We start from the raw sequence: 24,570 nt of genomic DNA, 5'->3' as shown, positions 1-24,570 counted from the left end.
CCCAATAAGTTATTCGACGCCTTAACCCCGCCGCGCCGTGATGTTATAAAACTTATATATATTATATTTAATATTCAGACTATTTACAACGGATAAATGTGATATTATATAAATATATTCTCGCTTTAAAGTATTAAAGCATCAAATATTTTGGGAGATAAAATTATGAAGACAAAAACCATAGGATTTGTAGGACTAGGATTAATTGGCGGTAGTATCGCAAAAGCGATATTAAACGTATATCCGAATACAAGAATATTAGCAACAGCTTCAAGAGAATCTACAATCGAAGCTGCCTTTGAAGAGCGCCTTATAGACAACAATGGACTTCTGAAGATTCACCAGTTTGGCCAGTGTGACATCATCTTTCTTTGCAGTCCTGTAAAGATTAATTGCGACTACCTGAAGATGCTTAAAGATGTTGTTAAACCAGACTGTATTATTACTGATGTAGGTTCTACAAAAGGAGATATTACTGCTGTTGCAAGAGAACTTGGTATGACTAATCAGTTTATCGGTGGTCATCCTATGACTGGTTCAGAGCTTACAGGACTTGAGCATTCAAATGCTCTTCTTCTTGAGAATGCATATTATATCCTTACAGCTGATTCTGAAATGAATCGAGAAACCTACGATGAATTTGCTTCATATATTGAAAGCTTAGGTGCTATTCCTATCATGCTTACACCTGAGGAACATGATGATGCCACAGCTGCTGTATCACATTTACCACACGTCATTGCAGCATCACTTGTTAATCTTGTTCAGGATACAGATGATGAGCGTTCTATTTGCAAGACTATTGCAGCAGGTGGATTCAAGGACATCACAAGAATAGCATCAGGTTCTCCTACTATGTGGCAGCATGTTTTCCTTAGCAATAGAGATGCTTTAATTAAACTTATAGATATCTACAAAGACGAGCTGGAGGACTTTAGAACAGCTATATTAAAATCCGATGCAGATGAAATTTTAAGACTTTGGACTAAGGCAAAGGATTACAGAGATTCCATTACTATTCCAGATAATGCTTTACTTCGTTTTTACGAATTATATTGCGACATTGATGATAAACCAGGTACACTTGTAGGAGTTCTTCAGCTGCTTGCTGATGCTGATATCAGTGTAAAGAATATTGATATCATCCATAACAGAGAGTTCGAGCCTGGTGTTCTTAGAATCGAATTCTATACAGATGAGGCCATGAAAAAAGCCCAGACTATTTTGGTACATAATAACTACTACGTAAGACAAAGGACAAACTAATATGCCAATTAATAAAGCAAAAAGTTTAAAAGGTGAAATTAAGGTTCCAGGAGATAAGTCAATCAGCCACCGTGGCGTTATGTTTGGTGCAATTTCCGAGGATATCACAGAATTAACAGGATTCCTGGATGGTGCTGACTGTCGCTCCACAATTGGCTGTTTCAAAGCCATGGGAATTGATATAACTCAAGAACATGACCACGTTGTGATTCATGGAAAAGGTCTCCACGGACTAAGTGAGCCACAGCAGGTTCTTGATGTAGGAAACAGTGGTACTACTACCCGACTTATATCAGGTATTCTTGCGGGGCAGCCATTTGTCAGCACATTAAATGGTGATGAATCCATTCAGAAGCGTCCAATGGGAAGAATCATTACACCTCTTACACAGATGGGTGCATATATCAGATCATTAAAGAATAATAACTGCGCCCCTCTTGAGGTAGGTGGCGTTCCACTTGCTCCACTTCGCTATGATTCACCTGTTGCCAGTGCTCAGGTAAAATCCTGCGTACTTCTTGCTGGACTTTATGCAGACGGAATCACTTCTGTCACAGAGCCAGTTGTATCACGTAATCATACAGAGCTTATGCTTTCAGGCTTTGGAGCTAATATCAAATCAGAAGGTCTAACTGCTACTGTTGTAGGCGGACCAAAGCTTGTAGGTCAAAAAATAGAAGTTCCAGGTGATATTTCATCAGCTGCATTCTTTATTGTTGCTGGTTTAATCTGTCCTAATGCAGATTTATTAATTAAAAACGTAAATACGAATCCAACCAGAGCAGGTATTATAAAAGTTGCTCAAGATATGGGTGGAAATATTGAGCTTCTCAATGAACGAGTTGTAAGTGGTGAACCAGTAGCTGATATCCATGTAACTACAAGTGAGCTCCACGGATGTGAGATTTCAGGGGATATTATTCCTACCCTCATAGATGAGCTTCCAGTAATTGCAGTAATGGCAGCCTGTGCATCAGGTACTACCGTAATTAAAGATGCGTCAGAATTAAAGGTAAAAGAAAGCGATAGAATCGCTACAGTTACAGAAAATCTTACTAATATGGGATGTGACATCACTCCTACTGAAGACGGAATGATTATTAGCGGTGGCATGCCATTAAAGGGAACACTTATTAAAACATATCTTGACCATCGAATCGCCATGGCCTTTGCAATAGCAGGACTTGTAGCTGATGGAGAAACAACTTTTGACAACGAAGATTGTTGTTGTATTTCATATCCAGATTTCTTTAAAACATTAAATAACCTCACTAACCAATAAAGTTAGTGAGGTACTTTTTTACCAATGAGTCTTATGCTCATCAATTATTTTATTCGTCTCAAGATTAATAAGATAAAAACCTTTAAGGCTTGCCTCCGCCTGTCCCAAAGAATTTCCATTTTCATCAAGAGGCTCTGCTTCAAGAACAATCTCTAAGCAATCATTTCCATTTTCATCTTTTTTCATGCCATTATCATAGAGGTTATATTCGTAATCTTCATCCCTATAAACAGTTCCTCTGACATTTCCTTTTGCAGTATAGCTTAAACTGATATTTGAATAATAATCCTCAATCATCCCCTGCTCCTTAAGATATCCCGCTAAAACAATCATCATATTCATGATATCTAAATCATCATAAGGCTCTGAGGATGCATCAATAGAATAAGAATCGTCAAAACTGTAATCATAGTCACCATAGTCTTCTGAGCTATAGTCATCATAATCATAGGAATCAATCAGTTCCTCATCAGCATCACTCCATCTAGGTTCATATCTTTCAAAACAGCTTACCAATTCACTCTTATAAATAAGACAGCCTAAAAGAGAGAATATACAAAACAATATAAAGAATGCTTTCTTATTTTGCTTGCCTTTTTTATGTATGGCAACAATAAGAGATACACCAAACGCATATATCAATGAAACTGATATGATAGAATCCAAAAGTGACAATCCAGTCAAAAACCTTTGAAAATATCTACCACAGGAAAGGTAATTTAAATCCATACCTAAGAAAAATACACCATAGGATAATAGTAAAGCAAAAACAATAATGACAAAGGGATTAGCTGCCTTTTGCTTGGCAAGTTTACTCTCATCAAAGTCTTGTTCCTCAGAATTAATCCATTCTTTTACAAGCTCTAAATCATCATTCTTAAAAGATGCCGGAATTAAATCTACAGCCTGTCTACATTTTTCCTTATCGCCCATCTTTGCATCAGCTACAGCCATTGATTTTAAGAAGAGAGCCTTATTAGCTGGCAATTTACAAAGGACATGTCTGTGATATAAATATAAGGCATAATCATGTACTTCACTAGCTTCTAATGATAATAGCTTCTTTTTTGTCATATTTGCATAAGCTGAAAGAAGCCCCGCATAAAGTATCAAAATCGATGCAAATAATGCAATATTAAAAGTACCATCAATATATACTCCCAAATAATCCTTTAGATAATAATATCCAAGGAACAAAAGCAATCCGAAGTATAATAAAGATATTTTATGAACCAAAAGCACTCTCTTGGCAATCTTCACTCCAACACTTTCTTCATCAAGTGATGTGACATCAAACTCGCCTTGTTTATAGCAATTCATTTATTTAGTGTCCTCTATTCGCTAAAATTTAGATTTCGAAAATCAACGACACCACCAAGATTCTTAGTACCATACGAGAATACGCCTATACGATATCCAACAAAAACATCTAATGTAAACTCCATATCAAGTGGTTCTCCGAACTCAATAAAGTCCTTGCCATCTACAGAATAATAGAAATAGGCCTTATCATCATTTTCGAAATCAAAAATTATTCTAATCCAAAAATGATTACAATTGAAGCCTTGAATTTCTGAAACATTTTGTTTTATCTCTACTTTTTCTTTATGAATTGAAACAATGTAAAATTCACCATCAGATTTTGTTAATCCTATAGTTCCATATTTTCCCATAAAGGCTGCAAGTCCAGCATAATCTCCATCCTTCATTAATGAGAAATCACCTTCTATCGTAAATACGGATTTAGGTGTGACAGTTCTCTCTGTCAGAGTGTTTCTTGCATCCATTATTGATGAAGCCATCTGCATATTTCTAAGGCGCAAATATCCAGGTCGATCTGTAAATGACCAGCCTTCTTTTATAGGATTGTGATTCCACTGGAACTGCAAAGGAAGGCAATTATCCTCATGTTCAAATGAATCACTAATAACTAAAGGCGCCGTAGCGACTTCAGTTATATCAATATCAAAAGCTGAAGGAGCCTTACCTTCTATACCAATAACTGGCCAGCCATTTTCCCATTTCATGGGAATTAAATATGGAATTCGTCCAACAGCTCCATGATCCTGAAAAAGCATTGAAAACCATTTTCCATCATCAGCTTCGATGAATGCTCCCTGGGCAATTCCTCTATTACAATATCCCATATCATCATCGAAAATGACTTTTCTTTCAAAAGATTCATTTAAGTTCTTCGAGCGATAACAAATCTGTCGTCTTCTAAAATTACCAAAGCCTTCTTTAGGCCATTCTATAAAGGTAAGATATATATATCCGTCTTTCACATAAGCCCTACAGCCCTCGCATCTAAGCATAATACCGTCATCAGAACTAGGAGTAGAAAATAATAATTTATTAAGTCCGTCTTTACGAATTCCTGTCAGATTATCATTAAGCTCAGTTATATGAATATCACCATTACCATAGACCAGATATATCTTATCATCAAAAAAAAGAAAACTCATATCATGATAAATACCATCAATATCAAATCTTTTCCAGTATGATTTTTCTATATCATCACTATGGAAGATATAAGTCTTTTTCATATCGTTACACACAAAGGCTGCGTAAAACTTACCTTTATGATACGCCAGTGAAGTAGCCCACTGGCAGGCGCCATAAGCATTCTTGCCATTCTTTAACTCGTATATATCATTATCTTCAATCTTTTCGAAAATATAGGAAACAATCTCCCAATTCTTTAAATCCTTAGAACGCAAAATTGGTGCTCCGGGTGTAAAAAACATTGTGGTACTTACCATGTAATAAACGTCATTTACCTTTATTACATCCACATCTGGCATATCCATTTTTAAAACTGGGTTTATAACTTTCAATATTATTTCTCCTATAAGCTCTTCTATCTAGTAAATTTCGAAATAAACTTCCAAGCCTCCTCAATGGAATGCTCGCGACATTCGTGAATCTGGCCACTAACACTGCCAAAGGCTGTTCTACATACACCATCTTCGCTATTGTAATAGTTTACAGTTAAAACACTTCCTCTGGAAGGATCTAAAATCTTTTCTACTCTGTCTCCTGGAACGCCATAAATAGAATCTTTCCAGTTGCCCTTATTGGCATAATCCACATCAAAATTAACTGTGAGCTTATTTACCTTCGCTGCGTATTTGATTCTATCAAGAGATGTTTCATCTTGGAATGGGAGCTCTGGAAGTACAGATTCCTCACCACCTGAATAAAACACTGGAACAGATATAGTCATATTCATACGTGGATCTCCAAGAGATAAACCAAAAGGATTATCCTTTATAGGGAATAATGCACTGGTAGGCGCAAGTCCAGCAAACACTTCTGGATACTCCTGGAACATATCCCAAGTTTTTGCACTTCCCATTGAGAATCCAGTAGCGTAAATTCTATGTTCATCAATATCGTATTTACGTTTTAAATCTTCAATAACTTCTATGGCCTCTGTTGGAGTTACATTCTGGTGATTTTCAATACCTACATAGAGGAAGTTAAACTTATGGCAAACCTCCCACCATCCTGAAACAAAAGTAAGATACATAGAAGAATCGCCGCCACCATGAAAGCCTACGACAAGTGGAACCGGGCCATTATCAAAAAGTCCCTTGTTGTAATAAACAAAATATCCAACCTTATGCGTTGGCACGTCTTTATACTTTGCTTTATGGTCAGGTGATGTTTTTACTTCTGTGTAATCTCTTTTTTCTACCATGTTAAGGGCATCAAAATCTGGCTCAAATTCAATCTGACCACACCACATTTTGAACTTTCTTACAAAGCTATAAAAATCAGCCTTATAATCGGCTTTTTCCTTAATAAGAAGATTCTCGCAGCCATCAAAGAACTTATTGATTTCATCAGGATTATCTACAGATAAAACAGCTATATCCGTTCGCTTCACATCAGGAACAACTGAGAGACCTTCCATAGAAATCATAGCTGGTGTAATCTCACCTGGTCCCCAAAGATATTCGCCATTGATTGTTTTTAATAAATGCTTTGCACAATAATCTGCCGACTGTCCAAAGCTATAGATATCAGCTCTAAAAATAGCGCCGCGAATAAAATACCCCTTAAATTCTTTATCAAAGAAATTAGTGTATTCAACAATACCATCTGAATATATAGGGTCTATTTTTGTCTCTGCTATAAGCTCCTGATAAAGAGACACATCTGCTCTGTCCCAGCCGCCTTCACAGGTTGGATAAACAAATAAAACAGTTGAATCGTTAGCAGAAGCAATCGATGCCAAGCCTGAAGTTTCTGCAAATTCTATTGCTTTTTCTTCTGTTAATCTTTCTTCTTCGAAAACTAAAAGTAATGGAGCTCTAAAGCCATAATTATGAACCTCGCCATCAATATCTGTCGTAGGCACATATGCTTTTAAATGAAAATTATTATATGTATGCTCCCAGAACTTACCACCGTTGTCCAACGTTTTTACAACTGGTCTTGTAAAAATTCCCATAAAAAATCCCCCTTACTAAAATAGATGTTGAATCTATTCTAGCATCCGGGGGATACTATAAACACCGATAAACTATTAATAATAGGGTGTCAAATCTTATTTCTTCTTAAGGCAGCACTGCTTATACTTCTTTCCAGAACCGCATGGACACGGATCATTACGTCCAACCTTCTTTTCTGTACGGATGATTGTGTGCATGTTCTTAGCTTCCTTTGTAAGGTTCTTAAGAGTATCTGCATCAAAAATCTTCTCCCACTGTGGAAGACCGTAAAGCCAATCAGCCTTAGCATCAATCATGTTCTTATAAAGCTTTTCCTTATCAAACTTAAGAGAAACTACTGTATCCTCTTCCATTGTATCGATAGGGTTTGGCTCTACAAGTGAATCGTTGATTCCATCAAGGAAACCAACCATTGGCATAACCTCAATCTTATATTTCTCAGCAAGCTCTTTAACTGTACCCTTAACCTCTGTGTCAGGATCGTCAAGAAGCTGCTCGTAAATGCCCTTCTCTAAAAGAAAATAATTCTGCCAGAATCTCTGTAAATCAGCCTGAGACTGGTTCTGATTGTAGGCAATCTTTTGCCACTGTTCAAGTAAACTCATTTTATATTCCTCTCCAATAAAAAATCAAAATATGTGGTAAAAACCACCTTTTTTATTCTAACATAAAAATAAACTATAAGGTAGATAAAAATCCACAAAAACGGGAAAACTCACACCATGCAAATTGCCTCCGGCAATGGTGTGAGTTGTGGCAAACAGGCAACTCCCTTAAAGGGAACCCTCCTGTTTGCTAATCGTAAATAACACGAACACACTTGATAGGTGTACGGTACATGTAATTTGAAATCTTGATTCCATCACGTTTGTTAGAAGCATGAACAATCTGTCCACCACCAATGTAAATAGCAACATGATTGATACGACTACCCTTGCCGTAGAAAATCAAATCACCAGGCTTTAAATCTGATGTGCTAATCTTTGTACCTTCATTAGCCTGCGCTCTTGATGAGTGGCTGAGATAAACACCGTACTGTCTCATAATCTGCATAGTGAAACCAGAACAGTCAACACCATTTGTAAGGGATGTACCACCCCAAACATAACGATTACCAACATACTGAAGTGCATTTTCACAAATTGCCATACGAACATCAGAAACGCCAGCACCATATCTTGCCTCAGTAAGTGTCATGGCAGTTCGAAGAGAAAGATCTACATCTACGTATTCTGCGCAAACATAACCCTCATCACCATCGACATCTACCTTAATCCACTCATCATCCTGAGTGTTATCAAGGATAGCTATTTCTTCGCCCTCAGCAAGCTGATAGATAATCTCTGATTCAGTGTTGCCTTCGGCACGAACTCTAAGGCCACCAGTCTTTGAAGTAGCAACATACTCTGCAAGCTCGATAGCCTTGTCCCAAGCCTCATCACCTGTAATAAGGTATTCAGAGCTTACATAACCCTCTACCTCGCCAGACTTAATGTGGCTCCATTCTCCATCAGTATCAAGAATCTCGCAGGCAGCCTCTGCTGGGAATTTACCAACAAGCTTAGCATCACCAGAAGCAGACTCTCTAATATTAAGATTTCCTTCTGATACATTACAGATACCGATGTTATCGTAGCCATAAATATCACCAAGTGATTTGGCTGTAGCGATAGCATTAGAATCACTAACTGAAAGCTTTTCTATTGCAGACAAATCAACAGCGGCAACAGAAACTGCACCTGCTACTGCTGAAGCATTGTCATTAGTGTTGTTTTTATCTATGTATGTACGTGTATCAACGCAATAATCAAACAAAATCGCTGTACAACATACTAGCGTGAATGCTGAAACAATACGTTTCTTCATAAATCCTCCAATAACAAAAACAAAAAATACGAAACTTTAGAAAGTATAGCAAGAATTAGAAAATTTGTCAATCAAACGTAACATTTTTGTAATATTCTACTTCTTGTTAAAGAAATTTTTAGCCTTTGTTTTATCAATGTTCATCTGATTTGTAAGCTCCTCAATAGAACCAAATTTCATTTCCGGTCTAAGGAAGCTTTGGAATGTAACTTTGACGAATTTTCCGTATAAATCACCGTTATAATCAAGAATGTGAGTCTCGATACCAACAATGTTCTTATCAGAAACAGATGGTTTGGTGCCGACATTTGTGACACCGTGATATATTCTTCCGTCAAAGTCGATTGTAGTAACGTATACACCGAACTTTGGAACCAGCTTAATCTTCTCTGGCATAATGTTGATTGTAGGAATACCGATTGTATGACCAAGATGAGCTCCGTGAACCACCTCTCCCCATACAAAATATTCGTATCCAAGCATTTCATTTACAGAGTCGATATGGCCTTCCTTTAGCTCTTCTCTGATGTAAGTACTACTGATATCTCTATTATTCTGTTTCATCTTTTCGATGACTTTATATTCGAATCCCAGCTCCTTTGAAAGCTCTGTAAGAAGCTGAACATTTCCAGCGCCCTTGTGGCCGAAAGTAAAATCAGGACCAGAAATAATATACTGCATATTAAGATTAGACACCAAAAACTCAATAAAGCTTCTGGCATCCGTCTGCATTAAGCGCTCATCAAAAGGACACTCGATAAGATAATCGAGGCCATTATTATCAAGCATAAACATACGCTCTTTATTTGTAATTAAACAAGGAGTCTGATCTTCCTGTAATAAAAAACGTGGTGAGTTTGTGAAAGTAATGAGGCAGGATTTAAGACCCTGGCTCTTTTTTGAGATAATATCAGAGGTCAAAAGATTATGACCTCTGTGAATACCATCGAATTTTCCAACAGTCACCGCTGTAGGCTCTGAAATTTTCGTGTCAAATAAAGAATGTAAATACTCCATAATTATTCCAAAAACATTTTCTCCAAAATAAACTGAGATTCCTCATAAACGTATATCCCAAGGAATCTATTGTCTGGTAAGAAGATACGATATCTCTCACCATCTTCAAAGTTACTAACTGCCTCTGCAAATACATTGGCAGCTGGTATCTTTCCGCCGTTAATAGCCTGCTTAAGCGCTTCCTCAGTTGGAATAACAAAAACAGTACCTAAGCCATCAAAAACTGAGGCTATTGGCAACATTATACCATCTAATTTGCCATTTTTAACTATTCTTTCAATTTCATCTAAAGTTTTTGCATCTGAAATATCAAACTGACTGACTCTGGTGCGCACAAGAGATTTCATCGCACAGCCACAGCCAAGCTTTTCACCTACATCATGACAAAGGGATCTGATATATGTTCCCTTGCTACAATGTATCCTGATTGAAACCTCAGGAAGCTTCATAGAAAGAATATCAATGCTAAAAATTGTAACGGGACGAGGCTTACGCTCTACCTCTTTTCCCTCTCTTGCCAGCTCATAGAGCTTTTTACCATTGATTTTTAAAGCCGAATACATAGGTGGAACCTGCATGATATCACCTACAAAAGCTGATAAAGCTTCCTGAACCTGAGCTTCTGTAACATCAACAGACTTTTTCTCAAGAATTCTTCCGCTCATATCGTAAGTGTCTGTCTCTACTCCAAGGAGCATCACGCATTCATAAACCTTATCCTTATCTGTGAGCATATCGCAAAGCTTTGTAGCTTTACCTATACAAACAGGAAGCACACCTGTCGCATCAGGATCAAGTGTGCCAGTATGACCTATTTTCTTTATTTTTAAAATGCCTCGAAGCTTAGCCACAACATCAAATGAAGTGAAACCAGCCTCTTTATAGACATTGATAATGCCACTATTCATTAGTTAATTCCTAACTCATCAAATTGTTTTTTAACCATATCAACTATCTCTTCGACAATCTTCCATGGCTCTTTTGTTGCAACTGAAAATCCTGCAGCCTTTTTATGGCCACCGCCACCGTAGGTACCAGTGATAACTGTAAGGTCTACATCTCCTGTAGCTCTTGTGCTGCCTTTATAATCGCCATCTTCAAGCTCATAAAGGAAAACAGCTACCTCTACACCAGTAGTATCTCTAAGCTGCTGAACAATACCTTCCAAATGCTTGCTCTGAGCACCATATTCTGCCATATCCTCTGCTGTAATAACTGCAGCGATAATCTTACCATCTTCGTAAGTCTTACAATTCAACAATGCTTTTCCAAGCATTCTGTTTTGAATCATAGTCTTGGCATAATATGTCTCCGTACAAATCTTAGGGTAATCAATGCCCTTTGTCATAAGGAAGCCTGCAGCATCCATGGTAGACTCTGTTGTGCAGGAATACTGAAATACACCTGTATCATGAATAATACCTGTATAAAGACATTCTGCAATATCTTTAGTGATTTTATCCTTACCAAACTGATTATAGACAAGCTCACAGGTAGAGCTGTCATCAGGGATAATATAACTAAATTCAGCAAACCCACCGTTTGTCATATGATGATCTATACAAACAGTGTGTGTTGCCTTGTCAAAGAATGGGAAAACATCCCCCAGTCTTGCACCATCACTACAATCAAGAGCGATAAATAAATCAAAATGCTTATCTTCTGGGACTGTATGAATGTCTTCTATCTTGTCAGCATTTTTAAAGAACTTAAAAATGTTTGGAATCGGATCAAGATAGACATGAACTTCTATCTGAGGATAGTAGGTGACAATGTAATTGTACATGGCCATAGTAGAGCCTACACAGTCTCCATCTGGTCTGATGTGGCCGCTGATACCTACCACCTTTGATTCAGATAAAAGTTCGTTAAAGTTGTCTATCATAGTATGTCTCCTTTTCCACCTCATCAGTCAGCAAAGCTGACAGCTTCCCTTCGCCAGGGTGGCAGATGATGCTTTTTAGCATCATCTCAGCCCCTCAAGGGGAAGCCTAATTACTCTTCTTCCTTAGCGTGAAGAGGTGCATTAACCTCATCAATAAGCTTGCTCATCTTTGCAGCGTAAGCGATTGACTGATCGCTTACAAATGTAATCTCAGGTGTGTTTCTAAGATTGATTCTGTGAGCAAGCTCACGGCGGATGAAGCCAGCAGAGCTCTTAAGACCTTCGATAGTCTTCTTAACTGCCTCATCATCCCCGAGAACTGAAATATAAGCCTTGCAAGTCTTTAAATCTGGGGCAACCTCCACAGATACCACCGATGTAACTGGTGATATACGTGGATCTTTTACCTCGAGACGAATAATATTGCTAAGCTCGCGCATAACTTCTTCGTTAATGCGTGTATTTTTAACTGAATTTTTTCTCATTATCTAGGTACCTCAACCATAATGTAGGCCTCGATGATATCCATCTCCTGAACATCATTGAAGTCTTCAATAACAAGACCACACTCGAAGTTTGTCTTAACTTCCTTAACGTCATCCTTGAATCTCTTAAGAGAACCAAGCTTTCCTTCGTGAATAAGATTTCCTTCACGTGTGACACGAACCATACAATCTCTCTGGAAGTAACCATCTGTCACGTATGAACCAGCGATGTTACCAACACCAGAAGCCTTGAAGATCTGACGTACCTCTGCATGACCGATAACCTTCTCCTCAAAGATTGGATCAAGCATACCCTTCATAGCAGACTCAACATCATTGATTGCATCGTAGATTACCTTGTAAAGACGAAGGTCTACACCTTCTCTATCAGCTGTCATCTTAGCCTGTGGATCAACACGAACGTTGAAACCGATGATGATAGCGTTTGAAGCAGATGCAAGAACTACATCGGACTCGTTGATTGTACCAACACCGCCGTGGATAGTCTTAACAACAACTTCCTCGTTAGAAAGCTTCTCAAGTGACTGCTTTACAGCCTCAACAGAACCCTGAACGTCAGCCTTAACGATGATATCAAGTTCCTTAAGGTTACCTGACTCAATCTCGCTGAAGAGTGCGTCAAGAGACATCTTAGACTTAGTCTGCTCAACGAGCTTGTTCTTGTGCTCTGCAACGAATGTATCAGCGAATGAGTGAGCTTCCTTCTCAGAATCAAATGACATTAATACTTCACCAGCGTTTGGAACCTCAGAAAGACCAAGAATCTCAACTGGAACTGAAGGACCAGCACTCTTAACACGAGCTCCTGTATCATCAAGCATAGCTCTAACCTTACCGTAGCAGCTACCGCAGGCAACAGGATCGCCAACGTGAAGTGTACCCTTCTGAACGAGAACTGTTGCTACAGCACCACGTCCCTTATCAAGCTGTGCCTCAATAACAAGACCACGAGCCTTACGATTTGGATTAGCCTTAAGCTCAAGTACTTCTGCTGTAAGAAGAATCATCTCAAGGAGGTTATCGATACCTTCTTTTGTATGAGCTGATACTGGACAGAATACTGTGCTTCCACCCCAATCCTCAGGAATGAGCTGGTACTCAGAAAGCTCCTGCTTAACTCTGTCGATGTTTGCATTTGGCTTATCAATCTTGTTGATAGCAACGATAATTTCGATACCAGCAGCCTTAGCATGGTTGATAGCTTCTACTGTCTGAGGCATAACACCATCATCAGCAGCAACTACAAGGATAGCGATATCTGTTGAGTTGGCACCACGCATACGCATTGCTGTGAAGGCCTCATGACCTGGAGTATCAAGGAATGTAATATCCTGATTGTTAATTGAAACTGTATAAGCACCGATGTGCTGTGTGATACCACCAGCCTCACGGTCTGTAACCTTTGTATCACGGATAGCATCAAGGAGTGATGTTTTACCGTGGTCAACGTGACCCATTACGCAGACAACAGGTGGACGAGATGGGAAGCTTGATGTATCTTCTTCATCTTCCTTAAGAAGCTCAGCGATTACATCTACCTTTTCTTCCTCTTCACAGATACAGTTGAACTCAAGAGCGATTTCAGAAGCCTCTTCGAAATCAACCTCCTGGTTAACAGTAACCATCTTACCCTTTAAGAAAAGAGTCTTAACTACTGCAGATGACTGAACCTTCATCTTGTCAGCAAGATCCTTGATTGTAATTCTATCTGGAATTGTGATTGTAAGTACTTCATCCATATTACGTTCTGGAGCCTTAGGAGCATTGTTCTTTTTCTTCTTTCCACCATTCTTCTCAAGATTGATGTAACGCTCCTGCTTCTTGCCGCCTAAGTTGTTATCTCTATCGTTATTTCCGTTCTTCTTTTTCTTGTCGTCACGACGTCCGCCCTTAGCATTTGAAGAAGGTGCCATATCTGGAGCAGCGTTCTGTGATGGACGAGAATTTCTGTCACCACGGTTATCTGGTCTAGCTGGTCTGTCACCTCTGTCGTTTCTATCATTTCTCTCTGGGCGCTTTCCAGCTGGTCTATCGCCTCTAGCTGGTCTGTCACCATTGTCTCTGTTTGGACGGTCCTGTCTATTGTTGTCACGTCTTTCATTTCTCTCTGGACGTTCGTTTCTATCCTGACGCTCTGGACGTTCCTTTCTTGCTGGACGCTCCTGTGTCTCCTCAGCTGAATTCTTCTTTGATACGAACTCTGTATCCTGAGATTGTGCACTTGCTCTCTGTGATGGACGAACACCATCTGCAAATGTACGTGGACGGATTGGTCCTCTTGGCTGAACTGGCTGTGCAGCTGCCTTCTTCTGTCCGTTGTTATCTCTGTTCTCATTTCTAGAAGAATCTGAGCCTGGGCGTCTTCTTCTATCATCACGATCACGAGTAACTACGAATACGTTCTTCTTTTTCTTAACAGGATTTCCATCCTTATCTACTGATGGACGTGGCTTCTTAACAGGATTTCCATCCTTGTCTACGGCGTGAGCCTGCTTTGGCGCAGCCTTCTTTTCGTCCTTTGGTGTAAACTTAGCTCTAACCTTAGCAGCCATATCATCTTCAATGCCGCTCTGAGCTTTTGCTTCTATACCATTAGCTTCGAGAAAAGCAATGACGTCCTTGCTTTCCTTACCAAGCTCCTTGGCTAATTCATGTACTTTAATTTTTGCCATCTAATATCCTCCTCATCTACTTCAGTATCTTATCTAGAATGCTTAAGGATAAATTTTCATCGCACACTACAATGGATGCCCGATATTCTTTACCAATTGCATGACCTAAAGATTCTTTGGTTCCATATTCTACGTATTTAACATCGTAGAACTCACAGGAATTTGAAAATGATTTCTTAGTATTGTCTGAAGCATCAGTAGCAACAATACATAGTTCTCCGACACCATCTTTGATGGCCTGCTCGCATGCGAATTCTCCACTAACAAGACGGCCAGCCTTCATGGCCATACTAATCATATTAAGACCTTTATCTACTGCCATTTTCCAACTCCATTTTTATGCTGTTAATTACCTCTTCAGAAACAGGTGTTTTAAATGCTCTGTTGAATGATTTTTTCTTTTCAGCAAGTGCAACACACTGGGGATTCTTACATACCCAGGCACCTCTGCCCTGAGCCTTTTGGCTCAAATCGAGCTGAACTTTGCCATCAACACGAACCACTCTAAAAAGCTGATCCTTTGGAATCATCTGTCCGCAGGCAACACATTTTCTAAGAGGTAACACTTTACCAGTCATTTACTCTTCCTCTGAAGACTCTTCTGACTCAGACTCCTCGTACTCCTCTTCGTACTCAGCATCCTCATCATACTCGCCATCCTCATCGTAGTACTCTTCATCATCATAGTACTCTTCATCATCATAATCCTCTTCGTAATCAAGGAAGTCACCAGCTTCTTTAGCCTGTGTCTCACTCTTGATATCGATTTTGAAGCCTGTAAGACGAGCTGCAAGACGAGCATTCTGACCTTCTTTACCGATAGCAAGTGAAAGCTGATAATCAGGAACAACTACACGAGCTGTCTTCTCATCTGCATCAGCGATAACTGCAACAACCTTTGCAGGTGAAAGCGCATTCTCGATGAGGTAAGCTGGGTTCTCATCCCACTCAACGATATCAATCTTCTCACCACGAAGCTCATTAACGATAGCATTTACACGCGCACCGTTCTGACCAACGCAAGCACCTACTGGATCAACATCCTCGTCGTTTGACCAAACAGCAATCTTTGTACGGCTGCCAGCCTCACGAGAGATTGACTTAATCTCAACGATACCATCTCTAACCTCTGAAACCTCTTCCTCGAAAAGCTTCTTAACAAGCTCTGGATGAGTACGAGAAACAAGGATACGTGGTCCCTTGTTAGATGTCTTAACCTCAACAATGTATACCTTAATGCGGTCCTGTGGCTTGTAGTACTCGCCCTTAACCTGCTCAGACTCTGAAAGGAATCCTTCAAGCTTACCAAGGTTAACGTGGATATTGTTTCCTGAGAAACGTGTAACAACACCAGTAACAACCTTGTGCTGAAGCTCATAGTACTCCTCATAAAGTACCTTGCGCTCTTCCTCACGAATCTTCTGTGTGATTGTATTCTTAGCTGCTGTAGCTGCGATACGACCAAAGTCCTTAGACTTAACTTCGATCTGGATGATATCACCAATCTGATGCTTTCCACTGATATCCTGAGCATCTGCAAGTGAAATCTCCTCAACTGGATCCATAACCTCATCAACTACTGTCTTAGCAAGATATACGTGATACTCGCCAGTAGCTCTATCGATTTCAACTGATGCATTATCAGCCTTTCCGTAATTGTTCTTACATGCAATGAGAAGCGAATTCTCGATTGTCTCGATTAAAACATCCATGCTGATGTTCTTCTCTTTTGCAAGATCTGTAAGAGCTTCCCAAAAATCATTTGTATTTGCTGCCATATTTCCTCCTATATTCACTAAAAATCTATTGATAATCTGACTTGTGCAACGTCTGCTCTATTGAATACTTCTGTGCCATCCTCAAACTCAATTGTAAGAGTATCCTTATCGAAGGCCTTAAGAGCTCCTGTAAATTCCTTAGCGCCGTTAACTGGCTTGTAGGTTTTAATATCTACATCAAGTCCTATAGCTTTTTCAAAATGCTTGTCTTTTTTAAGAATGCGGCCAAGACCTGGTGAGCTAACTTCGAAAATGTAGCCTTCATTACCGCCAATCTGTGGCTCTGCATCAAGTAACTCGTTCATGCGACGACTAACGTCTACGCAGTCATCAATTGTGATTCCACCTTCCTTATCGATGTAGGCTCTAAGATAATAATCTGCGCCCTCCTTAACGTATTCTACGTCGTAGAGCTCAAAGCCTAGTTCGTCAAGAATAGGAGTAATCAATTCTTCCGTACGTTTTTCGTAATCGGTGTGTTTTGACATAATGTCCTCCTTATTCAGTTGTAAGTGTTAAAAGAACATAAACAAAGAGAGAGCAAAATTGCTCTCTCTTAAGTCGCTCTCTTCAATAACAATGCTATTATATCAGAAAATCCAATATTTGCAAGCATTTTGGACATTTTTAATGATTAGTGGTGGAAAAGTCTAAGACCTGTAAATGACATAACCATATTATATTTATTACATGTCTCGATAACATTATCATCTCTTACAGACCCACCTGGCTGAGCAACATACTGAACACCTGACTTATGTGCACGCTCAATGTTGTCACCAAATGGGAAGAATGCATCACTACCTACAGAAACACCTGTAAGTTTATCCAGCCATGCGCGCTTCTCGGCTCTTGTAAACTCAGATGGGCGTGTCTTGAATGTCTTCTGCCATACATCATCACCGATAACATCCTCAAACTCATCACCAATGTAAAGGTCGATTGCATTATCTCTGTCGGCTCTCTTGATGCCATCAACAAAATCAAGATTAAGCACCTTTGGAGACTGACGGAGCCACCAGTTATCAGCCTTCTGACCTGCAAGTCTTGTACAGTGAATACGTGACTGCTGACCAGCACCGATTCCGATTGCCTGTCCATCCTTTACATAACATACTGAGTTTGACTGTGTATACTTAAGAGTAATCATAGCGATAGCTAAATCTATCTTTGCCTGTTCAGTAAGTTCCTTATTATCAGTAACAATATTAGAGAAGAAATCATCATTAATCACCAATTCGTTTCTGCCCTGCTCAAAAGTGATACCAAATACTTCCTTGCGTTCAAGCTGCTTTGGAACATAATTTGGATCAATCTTGATAACTGCATAGTTTCCGTTTTTCTTAGCCTTTAAGATTTCAAGTGCCTCTGGCTCATATCCTGGAGCGATAACACCATCAGAAACCTCTCTCTTAATAAGCTTTGCTGTTGCAACATCGCATACATCTGAAAGAGAAATGAAATCACCAAAAGATGACATTCTGTCAGCGCCTCTTGCTCTTGCGTATGCGTTTGCAAGTGGAGTGAACTCCATATCTAAATCATCACACCAATAGATTTTTCTTTCTACGTCTGAAAGAGGAAGTCCTACAGCAGCACCAGCTGGACTTACGTGCTTAAATGAAGTAGCAGCAGCAAGACCTGTTGCCTTCTTAAGCTCAGAAACAAGCTGCCAACCATTGAAAGCATCAAGGAAATTAATATAACCTGGCTTTCCGCTTAAAACTTCAATAGGAAGCTCTCCTTCTTCCATATAGATTCTGGAAGGCTTCTGGTTTGGGTTACAACCATACTTTAATTCCAATTCTTTCATAGCATTATTCTCCTATTTTCTAATATTCTTATTAATGATACGGGTTTCCTTTGCACCTGTTGCAATATCGATGTAACGTACGAAAAGAGAAACCTTATTATCAGCATTAAGGTTAGACCAAATCATATCGGTAAACTCATCGATATTTCCTGAAATTTCAATTGGTGTAGGCTCGCCTTCATATGAAGGAAGTGGATTTCCATCGCCCATATAAGTGTGAATAAAACGACCTGAGCCGGCCTTAGGATTAGAATAATCAAAGGTGTATCTATTACATGAATCAGAATCACCCATGTTAGATTTAAGAATTGACATCAAATAAGAAAACTGTCCGTCTTCGATATGAAGAAGACCCGAAATACGAGGTGTGAAATTAGGGCCATCTGGCTCAAATTCTCTTCTGCGAAGGGTCTGCTCAAATGTCTCGCCAGACTTCATATACTCATAGATGGTGTCAGTCTGATCTCCGTTTGTAACAATGGTGTCGCAACCAAGTACTCTAACTGGTGCATAGATAATGAGACTTGGGTCAGTAAGCTTTGAAGGGTCGAATGCCTCTGTGCGAATGCCTTCGCCTTCCTCAACAAATACTCTGTTTCTAGAATTCTCAGAACGTCCCATAATAAAATAGGCAGTGACAGCCTTGGTTCCATCTGACGATCTACCAATGACAATGCCTCTGCCTGGGTAACTGGTTTCTGATAATTCTCTTGCTAAAGATTTAACTACCATGGGTTCCTCCTTAAAATGCAATTTCCGCTCAAAATTATAACCGAACCCATGGCATATGTCTATGTTGTTTTATCAAATTTACTTATAATATCATCTGCAGACAATGAATAAGATCCACTACTTGTATATGACTTCTTACCAGTGATATCTGCAAGGGATGTGCTTGCGTATGAATTAGTCATAGACGCTTTTGTTGCTATCTGGTATGCGTAGCTCCCTGTACCGCTGAATAAGTCTTTGACATAGGTCATTGTAGCCTTATTCTTTAAGAAGTCTTCATCTACATTAAGATGATTTTTACTATCAATAGTAATACCAGCTTTACCTAAAGTAGATGCAGCTTTCTGTGATGTGGTAACCATGGCAGCCACCTGAGTAAGGACGCCCATACTCTCAGCTTCCTGTCCACTATCAACTAAATCATTGTAAGCTTTTGCAAAATTATTTATCGCATTATAGATTTTATCTCGGTCGTAATCCTTCGTAACATTGCCATCAGCATCTTCAGTCTCGACCTGCTCCCAGATTGAATTCTTTCCCTTAGCTAAAAGTGGGTCTGTAGCCTTGTTGAGGTTAGATGCATCATTTCTGATACCGCTGAGATCAGATATCTTCTCCTTTGACTTCGCGCTGGAATCAGATTTCAGGTTTCCTTCTGAATCGTATTTGGCATAGTACGACTTAACCAGCTTTGCATATGAACCTGATCTAATCTGTGCGAGATTATTTATAGATGCTTCCAAGCCACCAAAAACAGAGCTTGAGCTGTTCGAAGAACCGCCAAACAATGAATAAATAGATTCACTTCCAAAAGAATTAACAGTTAAAGACATAAACATCACTCCTTTGAATTAAAACCTGAACATCCTGTTCCCATCATGTCTATAGTTATCATTATAATACAATAATAATGTGTAAAAACTGTTAATTCTATAACCTCACTGGGATGTTATTGTCCCTTAAATACCTCTTAAGGTCCAAAATCTCCATTTCTTTATAATGAAATAATGATGCTGCAAGGGCAGCTTCTGCTCCACCTACAGTGAGCGCCTCTTTAAAATGCTCCATTGTTCCTGCACCACCAGATGCGATAACAGGAATATTTACTGCTGAAGAAATAGCTTTTGTAAGCTCAATGTCAAAGCCCGCTTTTGTTCCATCCTGATCCATGGAAGTAAGAAGAATCTCTCCAGCTCCTAATTTCTCCACCTTTGTAGCCCACTCAACTGCATCAATACCACAATCAAGACGGCCACCATGCTTATAAATATTAAATCCACTGCCATCTTCTCTTCTTTTTGCATCGATGGCAACAACAACACACTGGCTTCCAAATTTGTCGGCAGCATCAGCAACAAGCTGTGGATTGTCAATTGCAGCAGAATTGACTGCGATTTTGTCAGCACCCTCTCTGAGAAGAGCTTTGAAATCATCTACAGTACGGATACCACCACCTACTGTAAACGGAATGAAAACCTGTTCAGCAACACGGCGAACCATATCAACTACTGTGTTTCTATGATCCGATGAAGCTGTAATATCCAAAAACACAACTTCATCTGCACCAGCCTTATCGTAGGCTGCAGCGATTTCTACTGGATCTCCTGCATCTCGTAGATTTACGAAGTTAACACCTTTAACAACACGCCCATCTTTTACATCTAAACAAGGAATAATTCTCTTAGTAAACATTTTAACACCTCATCCGCCCCTGCGGGGCACCTTCCCTTCGCCAGGATGGCAGATAATGCTAAAGCATCATCTCAGCCCCTCAAGGGGAAGGCTATAATCTAGCAAAGTTTTTAAGTATCTGAAGTCCCACTGTTGATGACTTTTCTGGGTGGAACTGGCATGCAAAAATATTATCTTTTTCAACTGAAGCATGAATATGACAGCCGTAATCTGTTGTTGCTTTAACAATAGATGGGTCTGCTGCTTCAAGATAATATGAATGAACAAAATATACGAAGCTTCCCTCGTCTATTCCCTCAAAAAGCTTACCCTTATTAGGAAAATCCAAAGAATTCCAGCCGATATGAGGAACCTTCACTCCTGGTCCATCAGGAATTCTCTTAACTACGCCATCAAGAAGATGTAACCCTTCTACCCCTGGCGACTCCTCGCTTGATTCGAATAAAAGCTGAAGACCTAGACAAATGCCAATAAATGGCTTGCCACTTTTAACATAGTCCTTAATAGCCTTATCCAATTCATATTTTTTTAGATGCGACATGGCGTCAGCAAAAGAGCCGACTCCTGGTAATACCAGGCGGTCGGCCTTTTCAATCACTCTAAAATCCCTGGTGAGAATAGTCTCCTCACCAAGGATTCCAAATGCTTTTTCTACACTTTTAATATTTCCTGCATCGTAATCAAGTATTGCTATCATGTGTCCGGTAACCCTAGCTTTCTAAGCACTTTTCTAAGTTCGATTGTATAATAGTGTCGGTTCGGTTGCTTATAAATAGCCATGGCCTCGTCCACAGAAAGACCAAATTCCTGCTCCAGTTCGATAATAATACTATTACCGAAAGCATCATACTCATCTGCGATACCATATTCAACAGCATCATCCTTATATTTTTCGTATCTACCAATTCCCTTTAACAATGAGTCTAACGCGTAGTTATACATCTTGTAGTTCATAAAAGTAGTATACTCATTCTGGCACTGCTGTAAGTCTGCCAGAGTTCTGGACTGATTTCGAAGAAGCTCAACCTTTTCATCGGTTCTAAAATCATAACCATTCAGCTTCTCGTAAGCAGCGATATAATCACCCTGATCAAACAGCTCTCTCGCCTGAGCCATATGACGCTTCAAACCTGTGAAGGTCATTCCAACCAATACAACACCAATTATTGATATAGATAATACCAAAAATGTTGCAATAATGGAAATAGGAATTTTAGGAGAATTATCCGGTTCTTTTTCTTTCTTAGGCTTCTTAGGCTTTGGTTCCTTCTTTGGTTTGTCTTTCTTTGCTGCGTCTTTCTCTTTCTTGGCTGCCTCTTTTTCCTTTTTAGCAGCTTCCTTGGCAGCTTTCTTCTCTTCCTTTTCTCGTTTCTTCTTTTCCTTAGGATCCTCAGGTACACCGCCCTCAGGAATTATAGGATTACCTTCTTCATCATAGGTGATTTCAACTGTAGCCGCAGCAACTGCAGCTGCCTCAGCCTCGGCAATCTCATCTTCATCCGGCGCTCCAAAAATAATAAGGGCCAGTTTTTGTAAAAATGGATTAGGCTTCTTTTCGCCTTTTTCCTTTTTCTTCTTCTCTTTTTTCTTCTTTTTATCTTTCTTGCCACCGTCGCCTGCCGGTTGTTCAGAAGCAGCCTCCGCTGATTCATCTATATCTCCAGCTTCAGGTGCACCTTCCTCGTCACCGCTAAGTAGTGACTGTATATCCATAAGGTCTTCATCTTCGCCCTCAAGGATATTATCCAAATCCAAATCTCCTTCACCTGAGAGATCTGGCTCTTCGCCATCTCCATATTCTGCCTCATCCAAGGCATCCATATCATCTGGCATAAATTCCCTCAGAGATTCATCTAGAGGCTCCTCCTCGCCAGAGTCATCAATTGCATCATCAAGTGAGAAACCAAAGTCATCATCATCCGATTCATCTGATTCTTTGCCCGACTCATCAGCATCATCTGATTCTTCTATAAACTGAGATAAATCAATGTCGTCATCATCAGGAAGCTTTAATTCTTCACCATCATCATCTTCCTGAGTATCTTCAGAATCGGTCCCACTAGAAACATCTGTATCCTCTGTTAGCTCAGGGAACGCATCGAGTTTTTCTTCACCAGTCTCTTCTGGTGGCTCCTCACTTTCTAGAGCTTCATCAGCTTCCTCGAGCTTCTTTGCCTCGGTATTTACAACATCATCAATATCATTAATAAGTTTATCTACAACATCTTCGTTATCAAGACCACTTCCCGTATTTTCAAATAGCTGTTCCTCGTTGTCTATTTCCTGTTCAAACTCTGACAAGAATAAATCAACATCCTCTTGCTCTATCTCTTCTTCAAATTGGCGCAAAAAATCCTCCTCAGAAAGAATTTTCCTGAGGTAAGGATGTGAGCTTTTACCTTTTGTTTGCCGAACATCAATTCCTGTAGCTGTAAAGAAATCTTCATCAGGGGCCACCTGCTGTCTGTTCTCTACAAATTCCTGCTGTTTTCTCTCAGCGTTTTCCTTGACCTGTTCAGCATCAGTCTTAGCCTTGTTTATTGAATTTAATAGTCCATCTAAGTAGTCCTCAGCCTGAGACATCTTAAATCCTCCCAATATATTTAAAATAAGGGGTATGCTTGGCATACCCCTAAGATTTTAAATTCTAATGACTGTTACGAGCATCCTCGTACTTAGCAACCAGCTCATCTACTACAGCGATAAGCTTACCAATCTCTGGCTTTGTAAGCTGAGCGTCAGCGCCAAGGCTTTCACCCTTACGTCTAATTTCGTCATTAATCAGAGATGAGAAGATGATAAGTGGAATATTCTTCATTGTCTCATTCTCTTTAACCAGCTTACAGAGTCTGTGACCATCCATAAGAGGCATCTCAATATCAGTAATGATAAGATGAACATCCTGGAGTACTGTTCCTCTCTTGTGCATCTCAACAAGCTTATCCCAACCTTCCTGTCCATTCATATTAACATTAAGGTTAGTGTAACCGGCTTTCTTCAAGCACTCAACAATAAGCTTTGAAAGAAGTGGAGAGTCCTCGCAAAGAAGAATTGGAGATTTACTTCTGTCGCGAGTCTCATAATCATCCATTTCTGAAACCTTAAGACCAGTCTCTGGATTAATATCAGTAACAATCTTCTCGAAATCGAGAATAACTACTAATCTGTCATCAAGTTTAATAACACCAGTTGATACACCTGATTCGTCAGAAGAAATTGTAGCATCTGGTTTAATAATATCTTCCCAAGATACACGATGGATACCAAGTACTTCGTCTACATGGAACGCAGTATTTAAACTGTTAAAGTTTGTGATGATGAAAAGACCATCATTCTCTGCTTCATCCTGAATGTTAAGACACTTGCGAAGAGAAATAACAGAAATCATAATATCTCTTGGCATGAATATTCCTTCAATACAAGGATGTGCATTAGGAAGTGGCGTAACCTGCTGGTATAACAAAATTTCCCTAATCTTGGCAACGTTAATTCCATAGAAATTCTTGCCAACCTTGAACTCAAGGACTTCTAGTTCATTAGTACCTGATTCCAATAAAATATTAGTATCCATAAAATCTCCTCTCATTTAAATCAAAAA

The 24,570-nt window shown here is 39.4% G+C and carries 23 protein-coding genes; 2 read left to right on the top strand and 21 right to left on the bottom strand.

The features are described from left to right. Positions 1 to 165 precede the first annotated feature (165 nt). Together BUA88_RS03015 and aroA are read left to right on the top strand one after the other, a co-directional pair. Positions 166 to 1,266, top strand: a complete 1,101-nt coding sequence (locus tag BUA88_RS03015; protein ID WP_072912514.1) for a prephenate dehydrogenase — start codon at positions 166 to 168, stop codon at positions 1,264 to 1,266. 1 nt (position 1,267) lies between these two features. Further along, positions 1,268 to 2,548, top strand: a complete 1,281-nt coding sequence (aroA, locus tag BUA88_RS03010; RefSeq protein ID WP_072912511.1) for a 3-phosphoshikimate 1-carboxyvinyltransferase — start codon at positions 1,268 to 1,270, stop codon at positions 2,546 to 2,548. Positions 2,549 to 2,566: 18 nt separating this feature from the next. On the opposite strand, the gene BUA88_RS03005 is transcribed toward aroA, so the two are convergent. The 21 genes from BUA88_RS03005 to BUA88_RS02905 all read right to left on the bottom strand — a co-directional run bounded on the left by BUA88_RS03005 (position 2,567) and on the right by BUA88_RS02905 (position 24,543). Beyond that, positions 2,567 to 3,868 carry a hypothetical protein gene (locus tag BUA88_RS03005; RefSeq protein ID WP_072912507.1) on the bottom strand — a complete coding sequence of 434 codons (1,302 nt, stop codon included), beginning with the start codon at positions 3,866 to 3,868 and terminating at the stop codon, positions 2,567 to 2,569. A gap of 14 nt (positions 3,869 to 3,882) precedes the next feature. Beyond that, complete coding sequence (locus tag BUA88_RS03000) at positions 3,883 to 5,388, bottom strand: glycoside hydrolase family 43 protein (protein ID WP_072912504.1); 1,506 nt, start codon at positions 5,386 to 5,388, stop codon at positions 3,883 to 3,885. Between the two features lie 23 nt (positions 5,389 to 5,411). Next, entirely contained in the window at positions 5,412 to 7,010 is a 1,599-nt protein-coding gene (locus BUA88_RS02995) for an alpha/beta hydrolase family protein (RefSeq protein ID WP_072912502.1), read from the bottom strand. Between the two features lie 96 nt (positions 7,011 to 7,106). Then, positions 7,107 to 7,616 carry an SEC-C metal-binding domain-containing protein gene (locus tag BUA88_RS02990; RefSeq protein ID WP_072912499.1) on the bottom strand — a complete coding sequence of 170 codons (510 nt, stop codon included), beginning with the start codon at positions 7,614 to 7,616 and terminating at the stop codon, positions 7,107 to 7,109. Positions 7,617 to 7,806: 190 nt separating this feature from the next. Further along, a complete protein-coding gene (locus BUA88_RS02985; RefSeq protein WP_072912496.1) occupies positions 7,807 to 8,877 on the bottom strand; it encodes a C40 family peptidase in 1,071 nt (356 codons plus the stop codon). Positions 8,878 to 8,973: 96 nt separating this feature from the next. Next, positions 8,974 to 9,894, bottom strand: a complete 921-nt coding sequence (locus BUA88_RS02980; RefSeq protein WP_072912493.1) for a bifunctional riboflavin kinase/FAD synthetase — start codon at positions 9,892 to 9,894, stop codon at positions 8,974 to 8,976. A gap of 2 nt (positions 9,895 to 9,896) precedes the next feature. Further along, positions 9,897 to 10,802 (bottom strand): tRNA pseudouridine(55) synthase TruB, encoded by a 906-nt coding sequence (truB, locus tag BUA88_RS02975; protein WP_072912491.1) that lies wholly within the window; start codon positions 10,800 to 10,802, stop codon positions 9,897 to 9,899. Further along, complete coding sequence (locus BUA88_RS02970) at positions 10,802 to 11,779, bottom strand: DHH family phosphoesterase (protein WP_072912488.1); 978 nt, start codon at positions 11,777 to 11,779, stop codon at positions 10,802 to 10,804. The genes truB and BUA88_RS02970 overlap by 1 nt, the downstream gene beginning before the upstream one ends. Before the next feature lie 110 nt (positions 11,780 to 11,889). Continuing rightward, on the bottom strand, positions 11,890 to 12,264 hold the full coding sequence (gene rbfA / locus BUA88_RS02965; protein ID WP_072912484.1) for a 30S ribosome-binding factor RbfA: 375 nt from the start codon (positions 12,262 to 12,264) through the stop codon (positions 11,890 to 11,892). Then, positions 12,264 to 14,957, bottom strand: coding sequence for a translation initiation factor IF-2 (gene infB, locus BUA88_RS02960; protein WP_072912481.1), 2,694 nt, complete (start codon positions 14,955 to 14,957; stop codon positions 12,264 to 12,266). Before infB ends, rbfA begins: the two co-directional genes overlap by 1 nt. A gap of 16 nt (positions 14,958 to 14,973) precedes the next feature. After that, positions 14,974 to 15,279: a L7Ae/L30e/S12e/Gadd45 family ribosomal protein gene (locus BUA88_RS02955; RefSeq protein ID WP_072912478.1), complete on the bottom strand. Its 306-nt coding sequence runs from the start codon at positions 15,277 to 15,279 to the stop codon at positions 14,974 to 14,976. Then, positions 15,266 to 15,535: an RNase P modulator RnpM gene (gene rnpM / locus BUA88_RS02950; RefSeq protein ID WP_072912475.1), complete on the bottom strand. Its 270-nt coding sequence runs from the start codon at positions 15,533 to 15,535 to the stop codon at positions 15,266 to 15,268. Before rnpM ends, BUA88_RS02955 begins: the two co-directional genes overlap by 14 nt. Beyond that, positions 15,536 to 16,735 carry a transcription termination factor NusA gene (gene nusA, locus BUA88_RS02945; protein WP_072912472.1) on the bottom strand — a complete coding sequence of 400 codons (1,200 nt, stop codon included), beginning with the start codon at positions 16,733 to 16,735 and terminating at the stop codon, positions 15,536 to 15,538. A gap of 17 nt (positions 16,736 to 16,752) precedes the next feature. Next, positions 16,753 to 17,223, bottom strand: coding sequence for a ribosome maturation factor RimP (locus tag BUA88_RS02940; RefSeq protein ID WP_072912469.1), 471 nt, complete (start codon positions 17,221 to 17,223; stop codon positions 16,753 to 16,755). A gap of 146 nt (positions 17,224 to 17,369) precedes the next feature. After that, complete coding sequence (locus tag BUA88_RS02935) at positions 17,370 to 18,548, bottom strand: phosphoribosylaminoimidazolecarboxamide formyltransferase (protein ID WP_072912466.1); 1,179 nt, start codon at positions 18,546 to 18,548, stop codon at positions 17,370 to 17,372. Positions 18,549 to 18,560: 12 nt separating this feature from the next. Then, complete coding sequence (locus BUA88_RS02930; RefSeq protein WP_072912463.1) at positions 18,561 to 19,280, bottom strand: IMP cyclohydrolase; 720 nt, start codon at positions 19,278 to 19,280, stop codon at positions 18,561 to 18,563. A 59-nt stretch (positions 19,281 to 19,339) separates the two neighbouring features. After that, positions 19,340 to 20,113 carry a hypothetical protein gene (locus BUA88_RS02925; protein ID WP_072912460.1) on the bottom strand — a complete coding sequence of 258 codons (774 nt, stop codon included), beginning with the start codon at positions 20,111 to 20,113 and terminating at the stop codon, positions 19,340 to 19,342. A 97-nt stretch (positions 20,114 to 20,210) separates the two neighbouring features. After that, positions 20,211 to 20,972 carry an imidazole glycerol phosphate synthase subunit HisF gene (hisF, locus tag BUA88_RS02920; RefSeq protein ID WP_072912457.1) on the bottom strand — a complete coding sequence of 254 codons (762 nt, stop codon included), beginning with the start codon at positions 20,970 to 20,972 and terminating at the stop codon, positions 20,211 to 20,213. A 91-nt stretch (positions 20,973 to 21,063) separates the two neighbouring features. Next, positions 21,064 to 21,669, bottom strand: coding sequence for an imidazole glycerol phosphate synthase subunit HisH (gene hisH / locus BUA88_RS02915; protein WP_072912455.1), 606 nt, complete (start codon positions 21,667 to 21,669; stop codon positions 21,064 to 21,066). Next, a complete protein-coding gene (locus tag BUA88_RS02910) occupies positions 21,666 to 23,555 on the bottom strand; it encodes a hypothetical protein (RefSeq protein ID WP_072912453.1) in 1,890 nt (629 codons plus the stop codon). Before BUA88_RS02910 ends, hisH begins: the two co-directional genes overlap by 4 nt. Before the next feature lie 64 nt (positions 23,556 to 23,619). Beyond that, entirely contained in the window at positions 23,620 to 24,543 is a 924-nt protein-coding gene (locus BUA88_RS02905; protein ID WP_072912451.1) for a chemotaxis protein, read from the bottom strand. Positions 24,544 to 24,570 lie beyond the last annotated feature (27 nt).

Source organism: Pseudobutyrivibrio xylanivorans DSM 14809 (genome assembly GCF_900141825.1).
Taxonomy (GTDB): domain Bacteria; phylum Bacillota; class Clostridia; order Lachnospirales; family Lachnospiraceae; genus Pseudobutyrivibrio; species Pseudobutyrivibrio xylanivorans.
The sequence above is the reverse complement of the archived record's forward strand: the minus strand, read 5'-3'. Positions and strand labels throughout refer to the sequence as shown.